Origin of the sequence: Thalassospira sp. CH_XMU1448-2 (assembly GCF_037027285.1) — a bacterium.
GTDB classification, from domain to species: Bacteria; Pseudomonadota; Alphaproteobacteria; order Rhodospirillales; family Thalassospiraceae; genus Thalassospira; species Thalassospira profundimaris_C.
Genome location: NZ_JAYMEA010000001.1, coordinates 265480 through 283102, shown reverse-complemented (window position 1 = coordinate 283102; position 17623 = coordinate 265480). Strand labels below are relative to the sequence as shown.

At 55.1% G+C, this 17623-nt stretch carries 18 protein-coding genes; 10 read left to right on the top strand and 8 right to left on the bottom strand.

The window, feature by feature from the left end:
• Positions 1-8 precede the first annotated feature (8 nt).
• The 8 genes from rbfA to WA318_RS01270 all read left to right on the top strand — a co-directional run bounded on the left by rbfA (position 9) and on the right by WA318_RS01270 (position 7140).
• Positions 9-428, top strand: coding sequence for a 30S ribosome-binding factor RbfA (gene rbfA, locus WA318_RS01305; protein WP_114096300.1), 420 nt, complete (start codon positions 9-11; stop codon positions 426-428).
• Entirely contained in the window at positions 428-1354 is a 927-nt protein-coding gene (truB, locus tag WA318_RS01300) for a tRNA pseudouridine(55) synthase TruB (RefSeq protein WP_114096299.1), read from the top strand. The genes rbfA and truB overlap by 1 nt, the downstream gene beginning before the upstream one ends.
• A gap of 17 nt (positions 1355-1371) precedes the next feature.
• Entirely contained in the window at positions 1372-1641 is a 270-nt protein-coding gene (gene rpsO, locus WA318_RS01295; protein ID WP_101246771.1) for a 30S ribosomal protein S15, read from the top strand.
• 209 nt (positions 1642-1850) lie between these two features.
• Positions 1851-3974: a polyribonucleotide nucleotidyltransferase gene (gene pnp, locus WA318_RS01290; protein WP_336079617.1), complete on the top strand. Its 2124-nt coding sequence runs from the start codon at positions 1851-1853 to the stop codon at positions 3972-3974.
• A 99-nt stretch (positions 3975-4073) separates the two neighbouring features.
• The gene (locus WA318_RS01285; protein ID WP_114096842.1) at positions 4074-5468 is read left to right on the top strand and encodes an NAD(P)H-dependent flavin oxidoreductase; all 1395 of its coding nucleotides are present in this window, start codon (positions 4074-4076) and stop codon (positions 5466-5468) included.
• 185 nt (positions 5469-5653) lie between these two features.
• Positions 5654-6094, top strand: coding sequence for an iron response transcriptional regulator IrrA (gene irrA / locus WA318_RS01280; protein WP_114096297.1), 441 nt, complete (start codon positions 5654-5656; stop codon positions 6092-6094).
• A gap of 228 nt (positions 6095-6322) precedes the next feature.
• On the top strand, positions 6323-6751 hold the full coding sequence (locus tag WA318_RS01275) for a rubrerythrin family protein (protein WP_114096296.1): 429 nt from the start codon (positions 6323-6325) through the stop codon (positions 6749-6751).
• A 104-nt stretch (positions 6752-6855) separates the two neighbouring features.
• Entirely contained in the window at positions 6856-7140 is a 285-nt protein-coding gene (locus tag WA318_RS01270) for a YciI family protein (protein WP_114096841.1), read from the top strand.
• A 55-nt stretch (positions 7141-7195) separates the two neighbouring features.
• On the opposite strand, the gene eutC is transcribed toward WA318_RS01270, so the two are convergent.
• The 5 genes from eutC to WA318_RS01245 all read right to left on the bottom strand — a co-directional run bounded on the left by eutC (position 7196) and on the right by WA318_RS01245 (position 12538).
• A complete protein-coding gene (eutC, locus tag WA318_RS01265) occupies positions 7196-7969 on the bottom strand; it encodes an ethanolamine ammonia-lyase subunit EutC (RefSeq protein ID WP_336079615.1) in 774 nt (257 codons plus the stop codon).
• Positions 7969-9360, bottom strand: coding sequence for an ethanolamine ammonia-lyase subunit EutB (locus WA318_RS01260; protein WP_336079613.1), 1392 nt, complete (start codon positions 9358-9360; stop codon positions 7969-7971). Before WA318_RS01260 ends, eutC begins: the two co-directional genes overlap by 1 nt.
• Before the next feature lie 168 nt (positions 9361-9528).
• On the bottom strand, positions 9529-10353 hold the full coding sequence (locus WA318_RS01255; protein WP_336079612.1) for an ABC transporter ATP-binding protein: 825 nt from the start codon (positions 10351-10353) through the stop codon (positions 9529-9531).
• Entirely contained in the window at positions 10347-11306 is a 960-nt protein-coding gene (locus WA318_RS01250) for a FecCD family ABC transporter permease (protein ID WP_336079610.1), read from the bottom strand. Before WA318_RS01250 ends, WA318_RS01255 begins: the two co-directional genes overlap by 7 nt.
• Positions 11307-11407: 101 nt before the next feature.
• Complete coding sequence (locus tag WA318_RS01245) at positions 11408-12538, bottom strand: ABC transporter substrate-binding protein (protein ID WP_114096292.1); 1131 nt, start codon at positions 12536-12538, stop codon at positions 11408-11410.
• A 178-nt stretch (positions 12539-12716) separates the two neighbouring features.
• On the opposite strand from WA318_RS01245, the gene WA318_RS01240 reads away from it, so the two are divergent.
• The gene (locus WA318_RS01240; RefSeq protein WP_336079607.1) at positions 12717-13511 is read left to right on the top strand and encodes a class I SAM-dependent methyltransferase; all 795 of its coding nucleotides are present in this window, start codon (positions 12717-12719) and stop codon (positions 13509-13511) included.
• Between the two features lie 34 nt (positions 13512-13545).
• Here the strand turns inward: WA318_RS01240 and WA318_RS01235 are convergent, their stop codons facing one another.
• Both WA318_RS01235 and WA318_RS01230 read right to left on the bottom strand, forming a co-directional pair.
• Positions 13546-14007 carry an OsmC family protein gene (locus tag WA318_RS01235; protein WP_336079605.1) on the bottom strand — a complete coding sequence of 154 codons (462 nt, stop codon included), beginning with the start codon at positions 14005-14007 and terminating at the stop codon, positions 13546-13548.
• Between the two features lie 16 nt (positions 14008-14023).
• Entirely contained in the window at positions 14024-14644 is a 621-nt protein-coding gene (locus WA318_RS01230) for a GntR family transcriptional regulator (RefSeq protein ID WP_336079603.1), read from the bottom strand.
• A 145-nt stretch (positions 14645-14789) separates the two neighbouring features.
• Here WA318_RS01230 and WA318_RS01225 point away from each other — a divergent pair, with 145 nt between their 5' ends.
• Positions 14790-15131: a hypothetical protein gene (locus WA318_RS01225; protein WP_147251912.1), complete on the top strand. Its 342-nt coding sequence runs from the start codon at positions 14790-14792 to the stop codon at positions 15129-15131.
• Positions 15132-15159: 28 nt separating this feature from the next.
• Here WA318_RS01225 and WA318_RS01220 read toward each other — a convergent pair whose 3' ends face one another.
• Complete coding sequence (locus WA318_RS01220; RefSeq protein ID WP_336079601.1) at positions 15160-17511, bottom strand: alpha/beta fold hydrolase; 2352 nt, start codon at positions 17509-17511, stop codon at positions 15160-15162.
• Between the last annotated feature and the right edge of the window lie 112 nt (positions 17512-17623).

Here is a 17623-nt window from a genome sequence, read left to right as displayed (position 1 = left end):
GAACTGAAATGGCGAAGCAACCAGCCAAGGCACCAAGTCAGCGACAGCTCCGAGTGGCGGAAGAAATCCGCCAGGCGCTGTCGCAGGCGTTGGAGCGTGGAGATATTTACGATCCGGATCTGACACGTCGCCCGGTAACCATTACCGGCGTCAATCTTTCACCGGATATGCGCAATGCTATGGTATCCTTTACCCCGCTTGGCGGCGGTGAGGCCGAAACGTCGCTTAAGGCGTTGACGCGTCAGAAAGGACACCTGCGCAACCATGTGGCCCATACGGTCCACATGAAATTTGTGCCTGCATTGCGTTTTGTCGAAGACAAAAGTTTTGATGTCGCCGACCATATTGGCGCCCTGCTGCGCGACCCGCATGTCGCGCAGGATCTGGTGGATGACCGGTCTGGTGACCAGGAAGATGAGGACGACTGATGGCGCGTCGCCGTCGCGGTATAAGCATTAATGGCTGGCTGGCGGTCGACAAGCCCCTTGAGATCACCTCGTCAACGGTGGTCAACCAGGTGCGTCGTCTGCTTGATGCCAACAAGGCCGGACATGGCGGGACGCTTGACCCGCTGGCATCCGGCGTACTGCCAATTGCCTTTGGCGAAGCAACCAAAACGGTTGCCTATGTCATGGATGGCAGCAAAAGTTATCGTGTGACGCTGAAATTCGGCGAGGCACGCAGCACGGACGATGCCGAAGGCGAGGTTATTGAAACCTCTGACCATCGTCCGACTGAAGACGAAATCAAGGCCGTGCTGGGCGAGTTTATTGGCGAAATCCAGCAAGTGCCGCCAAAGTTTTCGGCGATCAAGGTCAATGGCAAACGTGCCTATGATCTTGCGCGCCGCGATGAAGATGTGGTGTTGAAGCCACGTCCGATTCTGATCAAGGATCTTCGACTGGTCGAGATGCCGGATCGCGATCACGCTGTGTTCGATGTTGTGTCGGGCAAGGGTGCCTATATGCGATCTTTGGCGCGCGATATTGCGCTGCGCCTTGGTACTGTCGGCTATATCGCCGCGCTTCGCCGGACATCGGCGGGGCCATTTTCGGAGGAAAATGCCATCCCGTTGCAGGAATTGCTCGAGATGGACCCCGAAGAGGTGATGAAGAAAATGCTTCCGGTTGAGACCGCGCTGGACGACATCCCGGCGCTGGCCTTGACCGAAGTCGAGGCGCAACGCCTTTCTTCCGGGCAGCCTGTCGGGCTGTTGCCGGTGGCAAAGCGCAATGCTCTCGAAAACCCCGTCGTGCAGGACGAAATCGTCTGTGCCATGCTCCATGACCGCGCAGTAGCGTTGGCGGAGATCAATGGTGGCGAAATCCGGCCTGTACGTGTTTTTAATCTCTAAAGGCGAAAGGATGCCTGATGTCGATTACTGCTGAACGCAAAGCTGAGCTGATCAAAGAATACGCTCAGAAAGACGGTGACACCGGTTCCCCCGAAGTCCAGGTTGCAATCCTGAGCGAGCGGATCAAGAACCTCACCGAGCACATGAAAGAACATAACCACGACTTCCATAGCCGTCGTGGTCTTCTCATGATGGTTGGTCAGCGTCGCCGCCTGCTGAAGTATCTGCAGCGCAAAGACCAGTCGCGTTACGAGAGCGTTATCGAACGCCTCGGTATTCGCCGCTGATTTCAAACTGCGGCGGAGGGAGACCTCCGCCGTCGTTTTTTATTGTTCCGGTGGATCGGGACACGAGAAGCAGGGTCGGATGGGCCGACCCGATTGCTTGCGCCGGACCCATTAATTATGAAGCTGTTATGAAAGCCTCATAATTAATGTGTTCGGAACTCGTGTAGTATTCCGGGTCCGCCAGAGGTTTGTAAGAGGAAGAGAAAATAATGTTTAATGTCGTCCGTAAGGAAATGCAGTGGGGCAATGCCAAACTGGTTCTCGAAACCGGTAAGATTGCTCGTCAGGCCGATGGTGCCGTCAAGGTAACCTATGGTGAAACCGTCGTTCTTTGTACCGCTGTTGGCGCCAAGCAGCCGCGCCCGGATGTCGACTTTTTCCCGCTGACCGTCAACTATCAGGAAAAAGCATTTGCCGCTGGCAAAATCCCGGGTGGTTTCTTCAAACGTGAAGGCCGTCCGTCGGAAAAAGAAACCCTTGTTTCGCGTCTGATCGACCGTCCGATCCGTCCGCTGTTCCACCCGCAATACCGTAACGACACCCAGATCGTTTGTACTGTCCTGTCGCATGACATGGAAAATGATCCGGACATCGTTTCGATGATTGGTACCTCGGCGGCCCTGACCATTTCCGGCCTGCCGTTCCTCGGTCCGATCGGTGCGGCACGCGTCGGTTACAAGGATGGTGAATACCTTCTGAACCCGTCGAGCGAAGCCATCAAGGAAGGCGATCTTGACCTTGTTGTTGCCGGTACCCGTGACGGCGTGATGATGGTTGAGTCCGAAGCATCCGAACTGTCCGAAGAAATCATGCTCGGCGCTGTCAAGTTCGGTCACGAACAGTTCCAGGGCGTTCTCGACCTGATCATTGATCTGGCCGAAGAAGCAGCCAAAGAACCGCGTGACGTTGCAGAGCTTCCGGAAGGTTACGAAGCACTGGTCGAAAAAATCGCCGGTCTTGGCACCGAAGGCCTGACCGCGGCTTATGCCAATGTTGTCAAACAGGAACGTTCGGCTGCTGTTTCGGCGGCCAAAGCTGCCATCGTCGAGAAACTTGGTGATGAAGTTCCTGATGAACTCAAAGGCAAGGTTTCCTCGATCATCAAGGATCTGGAAAAAGACATCGTTCGCGGTGCGATCCTGAAAACCGGCAAGCGTATCGATGGCCGTACCGGCGCAGACGTTCGCCCGATCCTTGGCGAAGTTTCGGTTCTGCCGCGCTCGCATGGTTCGTCGCTGTTCACCCGTGGTGAAACCCAGGCACTGGCTGTCGTTACCCTTGGTACCGGTCAGGACGAGCAGATCGTTGACGCGCTTGACGGTGAATACCGTGAAAGCTTCATGCTGCATTACAACTTCCCGCCCTACTCGGTTGGTGAAGCTGGTCGTATGGGTTCGCCGGGCCGTCGTGAAATCGGTCACGGTAAACTGGCATGGCGCGCCCTGCATCCGCTGATGCCGGGTAAGGACGTCTTCCCTTACACCACCCGTATCGTTTCCGAAGTTACCGAATCCAACGGTTCTTCTTCGATGGCAACCGTTTGCGCAAGCTCGCTTGCGATGATGGATGCCGGTGTTCCGCTGGCACGTCCGGTTGCAGGTATTGCAATGGGCCTGATCAAGGAAGAAGAAGACTTCGCAGTTCTGTCCGACATTATGGGTGATGAAGATCACCTTGGCGACATGGACTTCAAGGTTGCCGGTACCGAAAACGGTATTACCTCGCTTCAGATGGATATCAAGATCACCTCGGTAACCCCGGAGATCATGCAGATCGCTCTGAAACAGGCACGTGACGGTCGTCTGCACATCCTTGGCGAAATGGCCAAGGCTCTGCCGGAAGCACGTGGTGAAGTATCGGGCAACGCGCCGACCATCACCCAGTTCTCGATCCCGAAAGACAAAATCCGTGACGTCATCGGTTCGGGCGGCAAGGTCATTCGCGAAATCTGCGAAGAAACCGGTGCCAAGGTCGATATTGAAGATGATGGTTCGATCACTGTCGCACATACCGACGGTGCAAAAGGCAAGCAGGCTGTGGATTGGATCAAATCCATCGTTGCGGAACCTGAATTGAATCATATCTATGATGGTAAGGTTGTTAAGGCCGTTGATTTCGGTGCGTTCGTTAATTTCTTCGGCGCACGCGACGGTCTTGTTCACATCTCCGAGCTGGCACCAGAGCGTGTCAAACAGGTTTCGGACATCGTGAAAGAAGGCGACCAGGTTAAAGTCAAGGTCATCGGTTTCGATGACCGTGGCAAAATCAAACTGTCGATGAAACGCGTCGATCAGGAAACCGGTGCCGACCTCGAAGCAGGCGAAGCCGAATAAGCAAAACGGTATGCCGGACGACGACAATAACAATACGTCGTCCGGCACTCTGTGCGATGCAGAGGCATCGCAGGCAAATGCCGAATGGGAGAGACGAATTTGAAAGCCCTTAAACCGCTCGTCATGTCGGGTAAAGAAGTCTTGCCAGTTATTGAAGGTGGCAAAGGCATTGCTGTATCGACGGGTAAAAGTTCCGGCGCATGGGCTGCTGCCGGCGGTATCGGGACTTTTTCCGCTGTGAATGCCGACTCGTATGACGAGAACGGCAATCTGGTCCCGGTCGAATATGCAGGAAAAACCCGCGGTGATCGCCATCAGGAACTGATTGCGTATGGTATCCGCGGCGGTATTGCGCAGGCCCAGATCGCACATGAAATGCGCAACGGCGAAGGCCGTCTGCACATGAACGTGCTGTGGGAAATGGGGGGTGCTGAACCCATCCTTCATGGTGTTCTTGAAGGTGCCAAAGGCCTGATTCACGGGGTAACCTGTGGGGCTGGCATGCCTTACAAGATATCCCAGATCGCCGCGCAATATGGTGTTCACTACTATCCGATCGTGTCATCGGCACGGGCGTTCCGTGCCTTGTGGCTGCGTGCCTATAAAAAGATTCCGGAATGGCTTGGTGGCGTGGTCTATGAAGATCCATGGCGCGCTGGTGGCCATAACGGTCTTTCGAATTCCGAAGACCCGCTGGTGCCCGAAGATCCGTTCCCGCGTGTTGCGGCCCTGCGTGAATTCATGAATTCCGTCGGCCTTAATGATGTTCCGATCATCATGGCCGGTGGTGTCTGGTTCCTGCGTGATTTCGAAGACTGGATCGACAATCCGGAAGTTGCCCCGGTGGCCTTCCAGTTCGGTACCCGTCCGCTTCTGACCCAGGAAAGCGAGATTTCCGCTGAATGGAAACAACGCCTGACCGGTCTTCAGAACGGTGATGTGTCGCTGCATAAATTCAGCCCGACCGGCTTCTATAGCTCGGCTGTGCGCAACGACTTCCTTGAAGACCTGCATCAGCGTTCTGATCGTCAGGTACGGTATTCCCGTACGGCCGAAGCAGACCTGCATGTCGGTATTCCGCTGGGACGTCGTGGTCGCCCGATCTATGTCCGTGAAGACGATGCCGATAAGGTACGTGCATGGCTTGAAGCCGGCTATACCGAAGGCATGCCGACCCCGGACGAGACCATGGTGTTTGTGACGCCAGACAGTGCATTGACGATCAAGAAAGACCAGATCGATTGCATGGGTTGTCTGTCACAGTGCCAGTTCTCCAACTGGGAACAGCATGAAGGTACGACCGGCAAGCGTGCCGATCCGCGTTCCTTCTGCATCCAGAAGACGCTTCAGAACATTGCCCATGGTGCATCGGTCGAAAATGAACTGATGTTTGCAGGCCACAATGCCTACAAATTCGGTGAAGATCCGTTCTATGCCAATGGCAATATTCCGACCGTCAAGGAGCTGGTTGATCGCATCATGACCGGCGATTGATCAGTCAAATCGCATACTTATTCGAAAAGGGCCGGTTTTCCGGCCCTTTTTATTTGGGGCGGTCTGGTTTCTACATCTTATTGTAGTTGATCAAAATCAAAGAATCGTGCGCCCGGGTTCTCTAGTCTGATCATGGAATTTAACGGAACCGCAATGCCGGTTTTACCAATGATAGGGGCAAAGACATGAGAACCACTTCGCGTCCATATACCGACGCCTTGAACCGGCTCAAAGATGCCAATCTGCGACCGACCCGTCAGCGACTGGCGCTTGCGCGTCTGCTGTTTGAAAACGGACATCGGCATGTCACGGCAGAACAGCTTCATTCCGAAGCCATGAGCAACAGCATCAAGGTATCACTGGCAACGGTTTACAATACCCTGCATCAGTTCACCGATGCCGGTTTGCTCAACGAGATCGTGATTGATCCGGGCCGGTCCTATTTCGATACCAACACCTCACCGCATTACCATTTCTATTGCGAGGAAGACGGGCTTCTGTCCGACATTCCCGCAGACTCGGTACAGATCAACAGCATTCCGAGCATGCCAAACGGTACCGAACTGGCATCGGTTGATCTGGTCTTCCGTCTGCGCCGCAATTGCACGGAACAGGATGCGGCCTAAGCCGTCAGGCGTTTGAATTTGATCTGTGACCACATCGTCTGTTGTGGTGCGTAACAGACAGATGAAATCCGCGATTGACCCGGTGCAATTGCCCCTGTGACGGTTGACGATCCGGAATTTCAGGACACATAAGAAGGCGGCGGGATGAAATGTCCCGCCGCCTTATTTTTACGTCTTTCGCGTGGTTATGTGACAACCGATCGCGAACAATAACAAAGGACAGCGCACATGGCGCTCAAGGGTACACGGACCGAGAAAAACCTGCGCGCAGCCTTCGCCGCAGAAGCCCAGACCAACCGTCGCTATCTCTATTTTGCCCAACAGGCCGATATTGAAGGTCAGACCGAGGCAGCCGAACTTTTCAGAACCGCCGCCGAGGCCGAAACAGGTCATGCATTTGGCCATCTGGAATTTCTGGAATCCAGCGGTGATCCTCTGACCGGAAAGCCGCTTGGCACCACCCGGCTTAATCTGGAAGCAGCCCTTGCCCAGGAAAAGGACGAGGCAGAGACAAGCTATCCGGAAATGGCCCGCATCGCGCGCGAGGAAGGCCTTGAAGATGTCGCTGCATGGTTTGAAAGTGTTGCCCGCGGCGAAGCCGCCCATGCCGAGCGTATTGAACGCCTTTTGAACCGGCTTTCAGGCCATCAGGACTGATCACACAGCAATGGCCACATCGCCAAAATGTGATTTGCGGTTTGTTGCGAAACTACCGACTTTCCGAATGAACCCGATATCTGAACCGCTTGCAGGAAGATCTGATGTTTATCGTATCGCTCAGCTACAAGGTGCCACTCGAACAGGTTGATGCCCATATTGACGGGCATATTGCATGGCTGAAATCAGCCTATGCCAAGGGGATGTTTCTGGCATCCGGGCGCAAGGTGCCGCGCGATGGTGGTGTGATTCTGGCACGTGGCGACAGGGCAGCCCTTGAAGAAGAACTGACCCGCGATCCGTTTCATCAACATGATCTGGCCGACTACACCATCACTGAATTTGATCCGGTCATGGTTGCCGACGGGCTTGAGGCGCTTCGGGCCTGACGCCATTGGAAATGAAATAGAAAAGGGGGCATCGCCCCCCTTTTTTTTGGGCGAATCAGCCTTCAATCAGCGCCGGACTGGATGAGTTATCCTTCAAGGCGACGCCTGAAAGACCAAGTTTCCGGGCCTCGCTCATCAGATAGGCAATCTTGTCGGCCGCCTTCTCCGGGGCCAGCCCGGCCGGGCGGATGTTTGAGACACAGTTGCGATCCGCATTGGATCGACCGGGTTTCGGGCCCCATGTCAGATAGGCCCCAAGGGAGTCTGCACTCGACAATCCGGGGCGCTCGCCAATCAGCATCACGGTCAGTTTTGCTCCAAGGGCGGTTCCGATTTCATCGCCCAGTCCGACACGCGACTGGGTTGCCAGTGTGATCGGCGCAATCGACCAGCTATCACCCAACCGTTTAAGGATCAGCGACAGCGTATTGGCGCCGTGATCATGGGTCGCCCGCGCCGACAGGCCATCGGCCAGAATGAAGGCGACGTCATAGCGCGCCTTGTGCGTGGTCAGCGTTTCGCGTGAAGCATCGTCAAGCAAACGACCCAGATCGGGGCGTTGCAAATAGGTTGCCCGATCCGGTGCCGCGGAATGGACATCAAGGATCGTCTGATCAAGGGATGCAAGCTGTGCACGCACACCACTGGCATCAAATGCCATATGCACCGAATCACGGGCGCGTGCATGGGCCATCTGGAATTCAAGCAACCTTTCGGTAGGCAATCCATCCCCGACCCGGCCAAGACCGATACGGGCATCGGTATGGATACGCAATGCATTCCATGGATCAAGGCCGCTCGGGATTTTCTTGTCAGAAAGCTTGCTCATCACGCGGCCCCCGACCATGCCAGAAGGTTCTGGGCGGCTTGCCCGTCAAGCTGCGGACGGGTGCGGCCATTCTGATCAAGGATATCCATCTTGCGCAGCCATGCGGCAAATTCCGGGGCGGGTTCCAGCCCAAGTACCGACCGCAGATACATCGCATCATGGAAGCTGGTACTTTGATAATTAAGCATGATGTCATCCGCACCGGGCACCCCGATGACAAAGTTGCATCCGGCAACGCCCAGCAGGGTCAGGAGGTTATCCATATCGTCCTGATCGGCTTCGGCATGGTTGGTATAGCAGACATCACAGCCCATCGGCACGCCAAGCAGCTTGCCACAGAAATGGTCTTCAAGCCCGGCACGGGTGATCTGTTTGCCATCAAACAGATATTCCGGCCCGATAAAGCCGACCACCGTATTGACCAGAAGCGGGGAATATTTGCGGGCAACCGCATAGGCACGCGTTTCAACCGTTTGCTGATCAAGTCCTTCGTGGGCATCGGCTGACAATGCCGCACCCTGCCCGGTTTCGAAATACATGACATTATTGCCAACCGTGCCACGTTTAAGACCCTTGGCGGCGTCTTCGGCCTCGGCCAGCATGGCCTGCGTGATACCGAAACTTTCATTGGCCTTCTGGGTTCCGGCGATGGATTGAAACACCAGATCAACCGGGGCATTGCGCGCCATTACGTCAATCGCGGTCGTGACATGGGCCAGCACACAGGACTGGGTCGGGATATCGATCCGTTCGCGAACCTCGTCGATCAGTTTTAAAAGATCGATCATCGCTTCGGGGCTGTCAGTTGCGGGATTGATGCCAATTACCGCATCGCCGCTGCCATGCATCAAACCATCAAGGATGGATGCCGCGACCCCGGCCGGATCATCGGTCGGATGGTTGGGTTGCAGGCGCACGGCCAGATGGCCGGGCAGGCCGATGGTATTGCGAAAGGCAGTGACCACGTGACATTTCCTGGCCACGGCAATCAGGTCCTGATTGCGCATCAGTTTGGAGACCGCTGCGACCATTTCGGGCGTCAGGCCGGGTGCAAGGTTGCGAAGAACCTCGGGCGTGGCGTCATCGCCCAGCAACCAGTTGCGAAATTCCCCGACGGTCAGTGACGATACCGGCGCAAAGGCATCGGCGTCATGACCGTCAATGATCATGCGCGTGACATCGTCATCCTCATAAGGAACCAGTGCCTCGTTCAGAAAGCGTTTAAGCGGCACATCAGCCAGCGCAAAGCGTGCCGCAACCCGTTCTTCGTCCGAACCCGCCGCAAGTCCTGCAAGCACGTCGCCGGACCGCAGCGGGCTTGCCTTAGCCAGCAGGGTTTTAAGATCGGGAAAGGTAAAATGTTCGAAACTGAATGGCGCGCCGGTCTGCAAGTTCTGCCTCCTGAAGCATCGATCACGTCACATGATATTTTTGTTTGTATTATCATATGGTTACCCGGCAGGATCGGAAACCCTGCCGGGCGGTGATCATCATGCTTCTATGGAAACAGAAAATTCCCCAAATGCAAAGTTTTTAATCAGAAAGAAAATCGCGCCCGCCTATTGGGCAGCACGCGCAGATTCTGATGGGGGATTGCGCAGGATTGCGGTGTTGTGACGGCTGTCGGTCTCGTCACTTGGGCCGCGCAAGACGATATGGCGATGGCCCAGAGAGTTCAGTTCGACATGGCCATCTACCTGATAGACATCGCGTAACAGATCGCGATCAATCACATCGGCACAGGGGCCATAGGCGACCATTCTGCCATCGCGAATGGCCATGGCCTGATCGCAATATTGCAAGGCGTGGTTGAGGTCATGGATCGCGATCAGGACGATGATGTTCTGGCCCTTGGCAACATCGCGCATGAAAGACAGGACTTCCATCTGACGATGCAGGTCAAGGGCCGAGGTCGGCTCGTCCATCAGAAGGATTTTCGGATCGCGCACCAGTGTCTGGGCAATGGCAACCAGCTGGCGCTGCCCGCCACTCAGTTCGCCCAGATTGCGCCCGGCCAGATTGGCAATGCGCAAGGCGGCCAGAATGTCGTCAATCCGGCTGAGTTCTTCGGCACGCACGCGCAGGCTTGACCCCTGCTTGGCGGCCAGAATGATCGACTCGTAAACCGACAAGACCGCGGTTGATCCGGTATCCTGTGGCATATAGCAAATCGTGTTGCGATCCTTGGTCGCACTGCCAAGATCAACCGTGCCATCGCCCTTTGCCAGTCCGGCAATACGTTTGAACAGGCTTGATTTGCCGGCCGCATTCGGTCCGATTACGGCCGTCACGGTACCCGGCTGAATGACCGGTGTTGTGATCCCTGAAACCACCTGCACCTTGCCATAGCGGGTACCAATGTCATCAAGACGAAGCGTTACCATGATTTCCTCCGACTTGCGAAAATCAGCGAGAAGAAGAAGGGCACGCCAACAAGGGCAGTAATCACCCCGATCGGAAGAATTGCACCCGGTATCAGAAGTTTGGACAGAACCGATGTCGCCGAAAGGATCAAGGCCCCGCACAGCACCGATGCCGGCAGGAAGAAGCGTTGATCTTCACCAACCAGCATGCGGGCGATATGGGGGCCGACCAGCCCGATAAAGCCGATGGTGCCGACAAAGGATACCGGGATTGCTGCCAGCATGCTGACAATCAGCATGGTCCGTAAACGAAGCCCCTGCACATTGACGCCAAAACTTTCGGCCTTAGCATCCCCAAGACGCAGGGCGGTCAATGCCCATGCCTGACGCACAAACAGCGGCAATGCAATCACAACGGCACATGCGGTGACCGCAACCTTGGTCCAGGTGGCCTTGACCAGACTGCCCATGGTCCAGAACACCACAGCGGCCAGTGCCTGCTCGCTGGCCAGATATTGCAAAAGTGCCAGAAGCGCGTTGAAGGTAAAGACCAGCGCAATACCAAGCAGAACGATGGTTTCGACTGTCACCCCGCGCAGGCGGCTGAAGAAATGAATGATCAGTGCCGTTCCCATCGCCATGACAAAGGCATTGATCGGAATGATGAAATCAACAAAGGCTGGCAAAAGCGCAACACCGAGAACCAGCGCCAAGGCGGCACCAAACCCGGCGGCAGCAGAAATACCAAGCGTAAAGGGGCTGGCAAGCGGGTTGGCAAGGATGGTCTGCATCTGTGCGCCTGCGGTCGACAGGGCCGCACCGACCGTCAGCGCCATAAGCGCAATCGGCATGCGGATTTCCCAGATGACCACGCGCATCTGGTCGGTGGCCGACCAGGGATCAATCAGGGTGGCGATCACATCGCTTAGCGGATAGTTCGCAGGTCCGGTTGCCAGATCAATGGCAAATGACAATACCAGGGCTCCGCTCATTGCAAGCAGGATTAAAAAACGCTGCAAGGAGCGCGCTTTATAATGCGCGCTCCCGGCTTCGATACTGACGTGAGTGGTCGACATTAGTTTGTGACACTATCGCTTGCAGAAATGAAGTAACCCGGCTGGTAGTCGAGCGGCAGGAACCGTGTATGCAGTTCCTTGAAGGTTGCTTCCGGGTCGATGTCGGTAAACAGGTCCGGATGGAACCATTTGGCCATTTGTTCGATGACAACAAACTGGTACGGGCTGTTATAGAACTGGTGCCAGACAGCATGGACCTGACCGTTTTGAACAGCCTTGATACCGGTAAATGCCGGACGTTCCATCAGGCCTATCAGCTTGCGGCGGGCTTCAACCATGTCTGCATCCGGACCAAGGCCAACCCAGGCACCACCGGGGACATAGGCTTCCCAGCTTGCACCGGTACCAACGAACTGATCGGGGTTGGATGCCACAACCTGCTCGGGGTTGATGGTGCCAAAGGTGCCCGGAATGATCGCCGCGGCAATGTTTACGCCACCGGCCATCTCGACCATCGTGCCAAAGTTTTCGTTGCCGAATGACATGCAGCATTCTTCGGAGTAACCGGCTGCACGTTCGATAAAGACTTGCGGCTTTGCCGGGTTTGCCTTGGCCAGACGATCAGTGATGCGTTTGATGCTGTCGGAACGGAACTTGATGAACTCGGCAGCGCGATCTTCCTTGCCGGTCAGCTGACCAAGGATTTTCATACTGGTTTCGGTGTTTTTCATCGGCGCTTCACGGAAGTCGATATAGACCAGCGGAATGCCAACGGCAGCAAGCTTGTCATCATAGCCGCCATCTTCGGTAGCACCCTTGGCTTCAAGGTTCATGATGACAACATCAGGCTTGAGCGAAATCGCCTGTTCGACGTCAAAGGTACCGTCCTTGATGCCACCAAAGGTGGGGATATCATCAATGCGCGGATATTTCGCAGCATAGATGTCATAGGTCTGCGGATCGGCTTTTTTAAGATCATCTCTCCAGCCGACGACACGTTCGAACGGATCTTCGCTATCAAGCGTTGCCAGACCATAAATCAGGCGACCTTCGCCCAGAATGACACGTTCAACCGGCAGATTGATGGAGACTTCCCGCCCGGTAACATCTGTTACCTTGATGGAATCAGCAGCCTGTGCTGTACCCGCGACCAGCATTGTCAGAGCTGCAAGTGCACCCGAAAATTTCATTCCCGTTCCCTTATTTTAGGATTGCCTGACGACGGATTTATCAGTTATTGAGAATGCAAATCAATATGTTTCGCAATGAAAATGCAATTCATTATCTTTTTTAGGGGAAAATGCCCCGTCGAAAACAGGTAAGGAACGCCGTTTTCTGCCGCGTAACGACAGAGAGAGCATCAAGATCATGAATCAGGCCAGCAACTACAACTTGCGGGAAGAGATCAGGGAATACTGGTCGATGCGCGCCGCCACGTTCGACGAACAGCCCGGGCACGAGATTTTTTCCGAGACAGAACGCAATGCCTGGCATGCCCTGCTTGAACGACATTTCGGCAAGGGCGAAGGTCGTCAGGCCCTTGATCTGGCCAGCGGGACCGGTGTGATCAGTCATCTGATGCATGATCTTGGCTTTGCGGTCACCGGCATGGACTGGTCAGAGGCGATGCTTGAAAAGGCACGTGCGAAATCAAAGCTGCGCGGATCAGATATCCGGTTCCTGCTCGGCGATGCCGAACACACTCTTGAAGATGATGACAGCTATGATGTGATCATTACCCGTCATCTGGTCTGGACGCTGGTTGATCCGGCGGCGGCCTTTGCCGAATGGTTCCGGGTTCTCAAACCGGGTGGAAAGCTTTTGGTGGTGGATGGCGATTTTGTCTCGCCGACCTGGGCAACCAAATTCAACAAGGTGATGGCTGGCTTCCTGGAATCCATCGGGTTGCGCAAACCCGTCGAAGCGGTTGCCCATATGCAGACCCACCGCGATATCCTGGCGCGTGTCCATTTTTCCGAAGGCGCCCGTGCCGATGAAGTTTCATCAATGCTGGCACAGGCCGGATTTGATCCGATCCGGATTGATTTCGACCTTAGACAAATTCACAGCGCCCAGAAGAAACATATCAGCTTTGCCAAGGGGTTGGAGCGCGGTGCCCAGCATCGCTATGCCATCTGCGCGCAGAAGCCGCTTGCCAACTGAGCGGCTTTTGCCCGGTTGCGATTTATCGTGCGGTTTATCGCACCAGCTCGGTTACGACTTCGGTCCTGACCGAGTTGGCAAGAAAGCAGGCATCATGGGCACGGTGATGAAGATCGTCTTCAAGGGCGATGTCGGGTGCCTGCCCGCCATAGGTGACTTCGGGGCGAAGTGTGACTTTGGTGATCATGGTTTTGCCATCGACCGTTTCCATCACCCCCATGGCCGCATCAGCATAATGATCAATCACCAGCCCGGCATCGGATGCGAAATGCAGGAAGAACAGCATGTGGCAGCTTGAAAGGCTGGCGACAAAGGCTTCTTCCGGGTCGACATTTTCAGCAAGCGAATAGGGCAGCGGCACGACATGCGGTGACGATGATGCCGGAACTTCGACTCCGCCATCAAACTGCCAGACATGGCCACGGCAATAGCGCCGGTCGGTAAATTTTTCGGATTTCTGGCGGTGCCAGATAACCTTCGCGCCAAAACTGCTCATGCGGGGCTCCTGTTTGTCAGGGTTGATCAATCGGGATCAGGGTTGCTGCGGTTATCCCGATATGGGTGGCAAGGATGTCGCAAGCGGTGGTGACGTCATGTGCCGCCAGCGCATCAAGAATCCGGTTATGTTCGTCATAAAATGCACTGCGCGGGCGTGATCCTGCCGGTTGCAGCGCATAGGCGCGTTTTGCCTCGCCGCGCATGTCAGCAATCATTGCAAGCAGCCGTTCATTGCCGCAGGCACCATACAGCGTGCGGTGAAAATCCCGATCGAGTTCGGCAAGGATTTCCGGGTCTTCTTCTTCAAACAGGTCTTCATTCAGGCGCCGCGCCTTGCGAAGCGCACTGGCCGAAAGGTTCGGGGCAGAAAGCGTCAGTGCGGTGGTCTCAAGGGCGATGCGAATCTGGCAGAGCTCGCGAACGTCTTCTGTGCGAAGTCCCGTGACGGCAAGGCTTCTGTCCGGGCGTTTTTCAAGCAGGCCCGATGTGCGTAACCGTTCAAGGGCATGGCGCACGGGCTGGCGGCTAACGCCAAAACGTGATGCCAGTTCTTCCTGTTTGAGCACTGTTCCCGGTGCCAGCAGGCCCGATTGAATTTCGCGTTCAAGTGTTTGGGTGATAATGTTTGTATCCATGGATCCAAACTATGAGAATGCCAAAACAACGTCAAGCTTGTTGCAAGGCAATTTGGGTATTAATCTATAGGTTGAATTTGGCCGGGTTTCGGGTCTTTTTTTTGGTGTGTATGGCCGGGATGTGGCCCGAAAATGGGGGGTAATAATGCGCCCAAAACCAATCAGTTTTCAGGCAGTCACCCGTCAGGATCGACACCATGTGATGGATATTGTCGAGCAGGCGATCAGCAAGGCGCATGGCTGGATTGAAGACAGTCAGCTTTATTCCAACAAGATGGCAACCATCCGCTTTGTAATGGATGGTCGGCAATGCGATGCCTTTTGCGACTTCCTTCGTTCCAGCGACATAGAGGTCGATTGTGTCGGTGGTGCGCAATCCATGAAGGCAGATCCCGTGTTTCTGGCCGAGATCCCGGCGACGATCCAGTTGACCTTTATCCATGATCAACCCGATCTGCGTCAGGTGATCCCGGCGGTTCCCGGTTAGGGGCGTTAGCCGTACCTGAAGTAACAGGCTACTGAGCAGGAATGGCGCTGGCCTCGATCATCTCGGCGGCACAATGATCACTGATGAAATCGATGATCCGGTCATGGGTGCCGTCGATATCCTCGTTCACAATCCCATGGCGTTCGGATTTGATCATCTGAACATCGATTTCCGGGGCATTGGTTGCAATCCGGCGGATCATGGTTGCACTGGCCGGATCAACCACCTGATCGCCATCGCCCTGAAGGATCAATGTCGGGCAATCAATATCAGGCAGGCGTTTTTGCATCTCGGCAACGGCCTGACGCAATTGATGCAGACCACCAATCGGAATGTTGCGGTAATTGATGTCGGGATGTTCGGATTCATTTGGCCGAAAACTGAGCATTTCCTGTGCCGATGGCATCCATCCCATCAGCTTGTTGGCGCCATACAGCAGCGGCACAAACATCAGATTGCGGTTGCGGAATTTAAGGGGTGTCCCGGCCAGAACCAGCCCGGCCAGCTTTTCGGGATGATCCGCAGCATGGATAGCCGATAGCGCCCCGCCGGTCGAAAAGCCGACGATGATCACCTGATCGCAGAAAGGTGCAAGGATTTCATAACCGCGCCGAACCGATTCCAGCCAGTCGGTCCATTTGCGCTTTTGCAATTCATGCGGCGATGTTCCATGTCCGGCAAGCCGAACCCCCATTACCGCATAGCCAAGTGCGGAAAGCTTTTCGCCAAGCGTGTTGAGTTCCGCAGGCGAGGCCAGAAAACCATGCACCAGCAATACACCACAGGCAAACCGGGTCTGTCCGTTGGGCAACAAAAGATAGGGTCGGCTATCGGCCGTGGCTGTTTCCTGTTGATTGATGGCGTCGTATTTCGGGCCCTTGTATTTTGCGCGGTTCCAGGACCACGCACGAATTTCATCGTCAAACCGGCGATGGGCGATATCAACGGGGCTTAAGTGATCGACCTCTATCCGGGCCCGTTCAAGCGCCTGCCAGGCTGCATGGATCGGAGCCATTTCATTGGCATAGACCATGATCGGGTTATCCATGCGGATCTGGTCAAAATTGGCGTCCTCCTGCAATTTTGGCAGGAAGCAATATTTCTGATCCTTGCGTTCGATCAGGCCAAGCTGAACCGCGCTATCAATGAAGAACCGGATTTGCGGGCAATTGAGTTCAAAAATACCGATATAGTCGGCCGGGTTCTTCATGCCGCGATGCAGGTGAACGTCTTCGGCCTGCTGGATATTCTTGATGGCCAGATAAAGGGTGCGATCAAAATGTCTGATATCGACTTCGGTCACACCATCAGCCAGCCACATCATGATCAGTCGCGACGCCAGATGACTGACATTGATCGTCAGATTGGAATACATCACCGCCATGCAATGATTGCGCAGCGGTTTGATATGCCGGGTGATGGCGTATTGGGTGACCCGGTCTGTTATTTTCTCAAGTGTGCTGGCAGGCCGGAAAAGATCATCAATTGATCGGGCCCGTTCCACGCGTTTGGCCAGCATGCGCCGGTCCAGCCAGTTAAATTGCAGGCGCGGATCGACCGGATCGCCAAGGCGGATGTCCATATCGGTCTTCTTGAACATCAGGTTGCCTTCAATGATCAGTTCTTCGGCCATTTTCGGGTTGAGCCCGCCGGTAAACATGTCAGCCGCCCAGGCCAGAAGATTCTGATCAACGCGCAGCGGATGGAACGTGATATTGGCGGGAAACATCAGGGTTGGCTTGGCAAGGGTGGTGCGAAGATCGTCCTCTTCACGTTCAAGAATCCCGGCCCAGCGGGAAAGTTCATCGCGATGGCCCTTTTCGATCAGGGTCGAAAGCCCGATTTTGAAACCGTCAATACACAGACCCAACAGGGCCGCACCGGTATGATGGGCGCGCCTGGTATCGGCAGTGCGCGAATAAACGCTGTAATCAGGGCGCTTGGGGTGCGGGCGTTCCGCAGCAAGAACACGGCGATCCTTGACCATGCCGCCTTCGGGAAACACGACGACCTTGCCGCCGCGCAGGATTTCCTCGGCCAGAAAGGGCAGCAGTCTTTCATAGTCGTTGGGTACGCCGCCAAGGGCGCGCAGATAGCGCGAGAATGTGTTGTCCTGGGCAAAAAACTCGCCCGATGCGATGGACCGGCAATAGACGCCGGTTTCAAGCGCGATCAGGAATTGCGGGATAAAGGTTTCAAACCGGGCGAAATGGTTGAACATGAAAATATCGCCCTGATCCAGATGATCGCGCGGCCCGTGCATTTTGATGCTGATGTCGATATTGGCGCGAAGTGCGGTCATGGCGCGAATGGTCCATTCGCACGTTTTGGCATTGATCGCGAACTTTTCACGTTCGATATCGCGAAATTCAGTCGTCATGTGATGCGATACCCGGTTTGGCCTAGGACCATGTTTTCAAGGACGTTTTATCGGTTCTGTGCCGATGGTTTTGTTATTTTGATATGTGTCTTATCGCGGGTTTTGGGAAGGC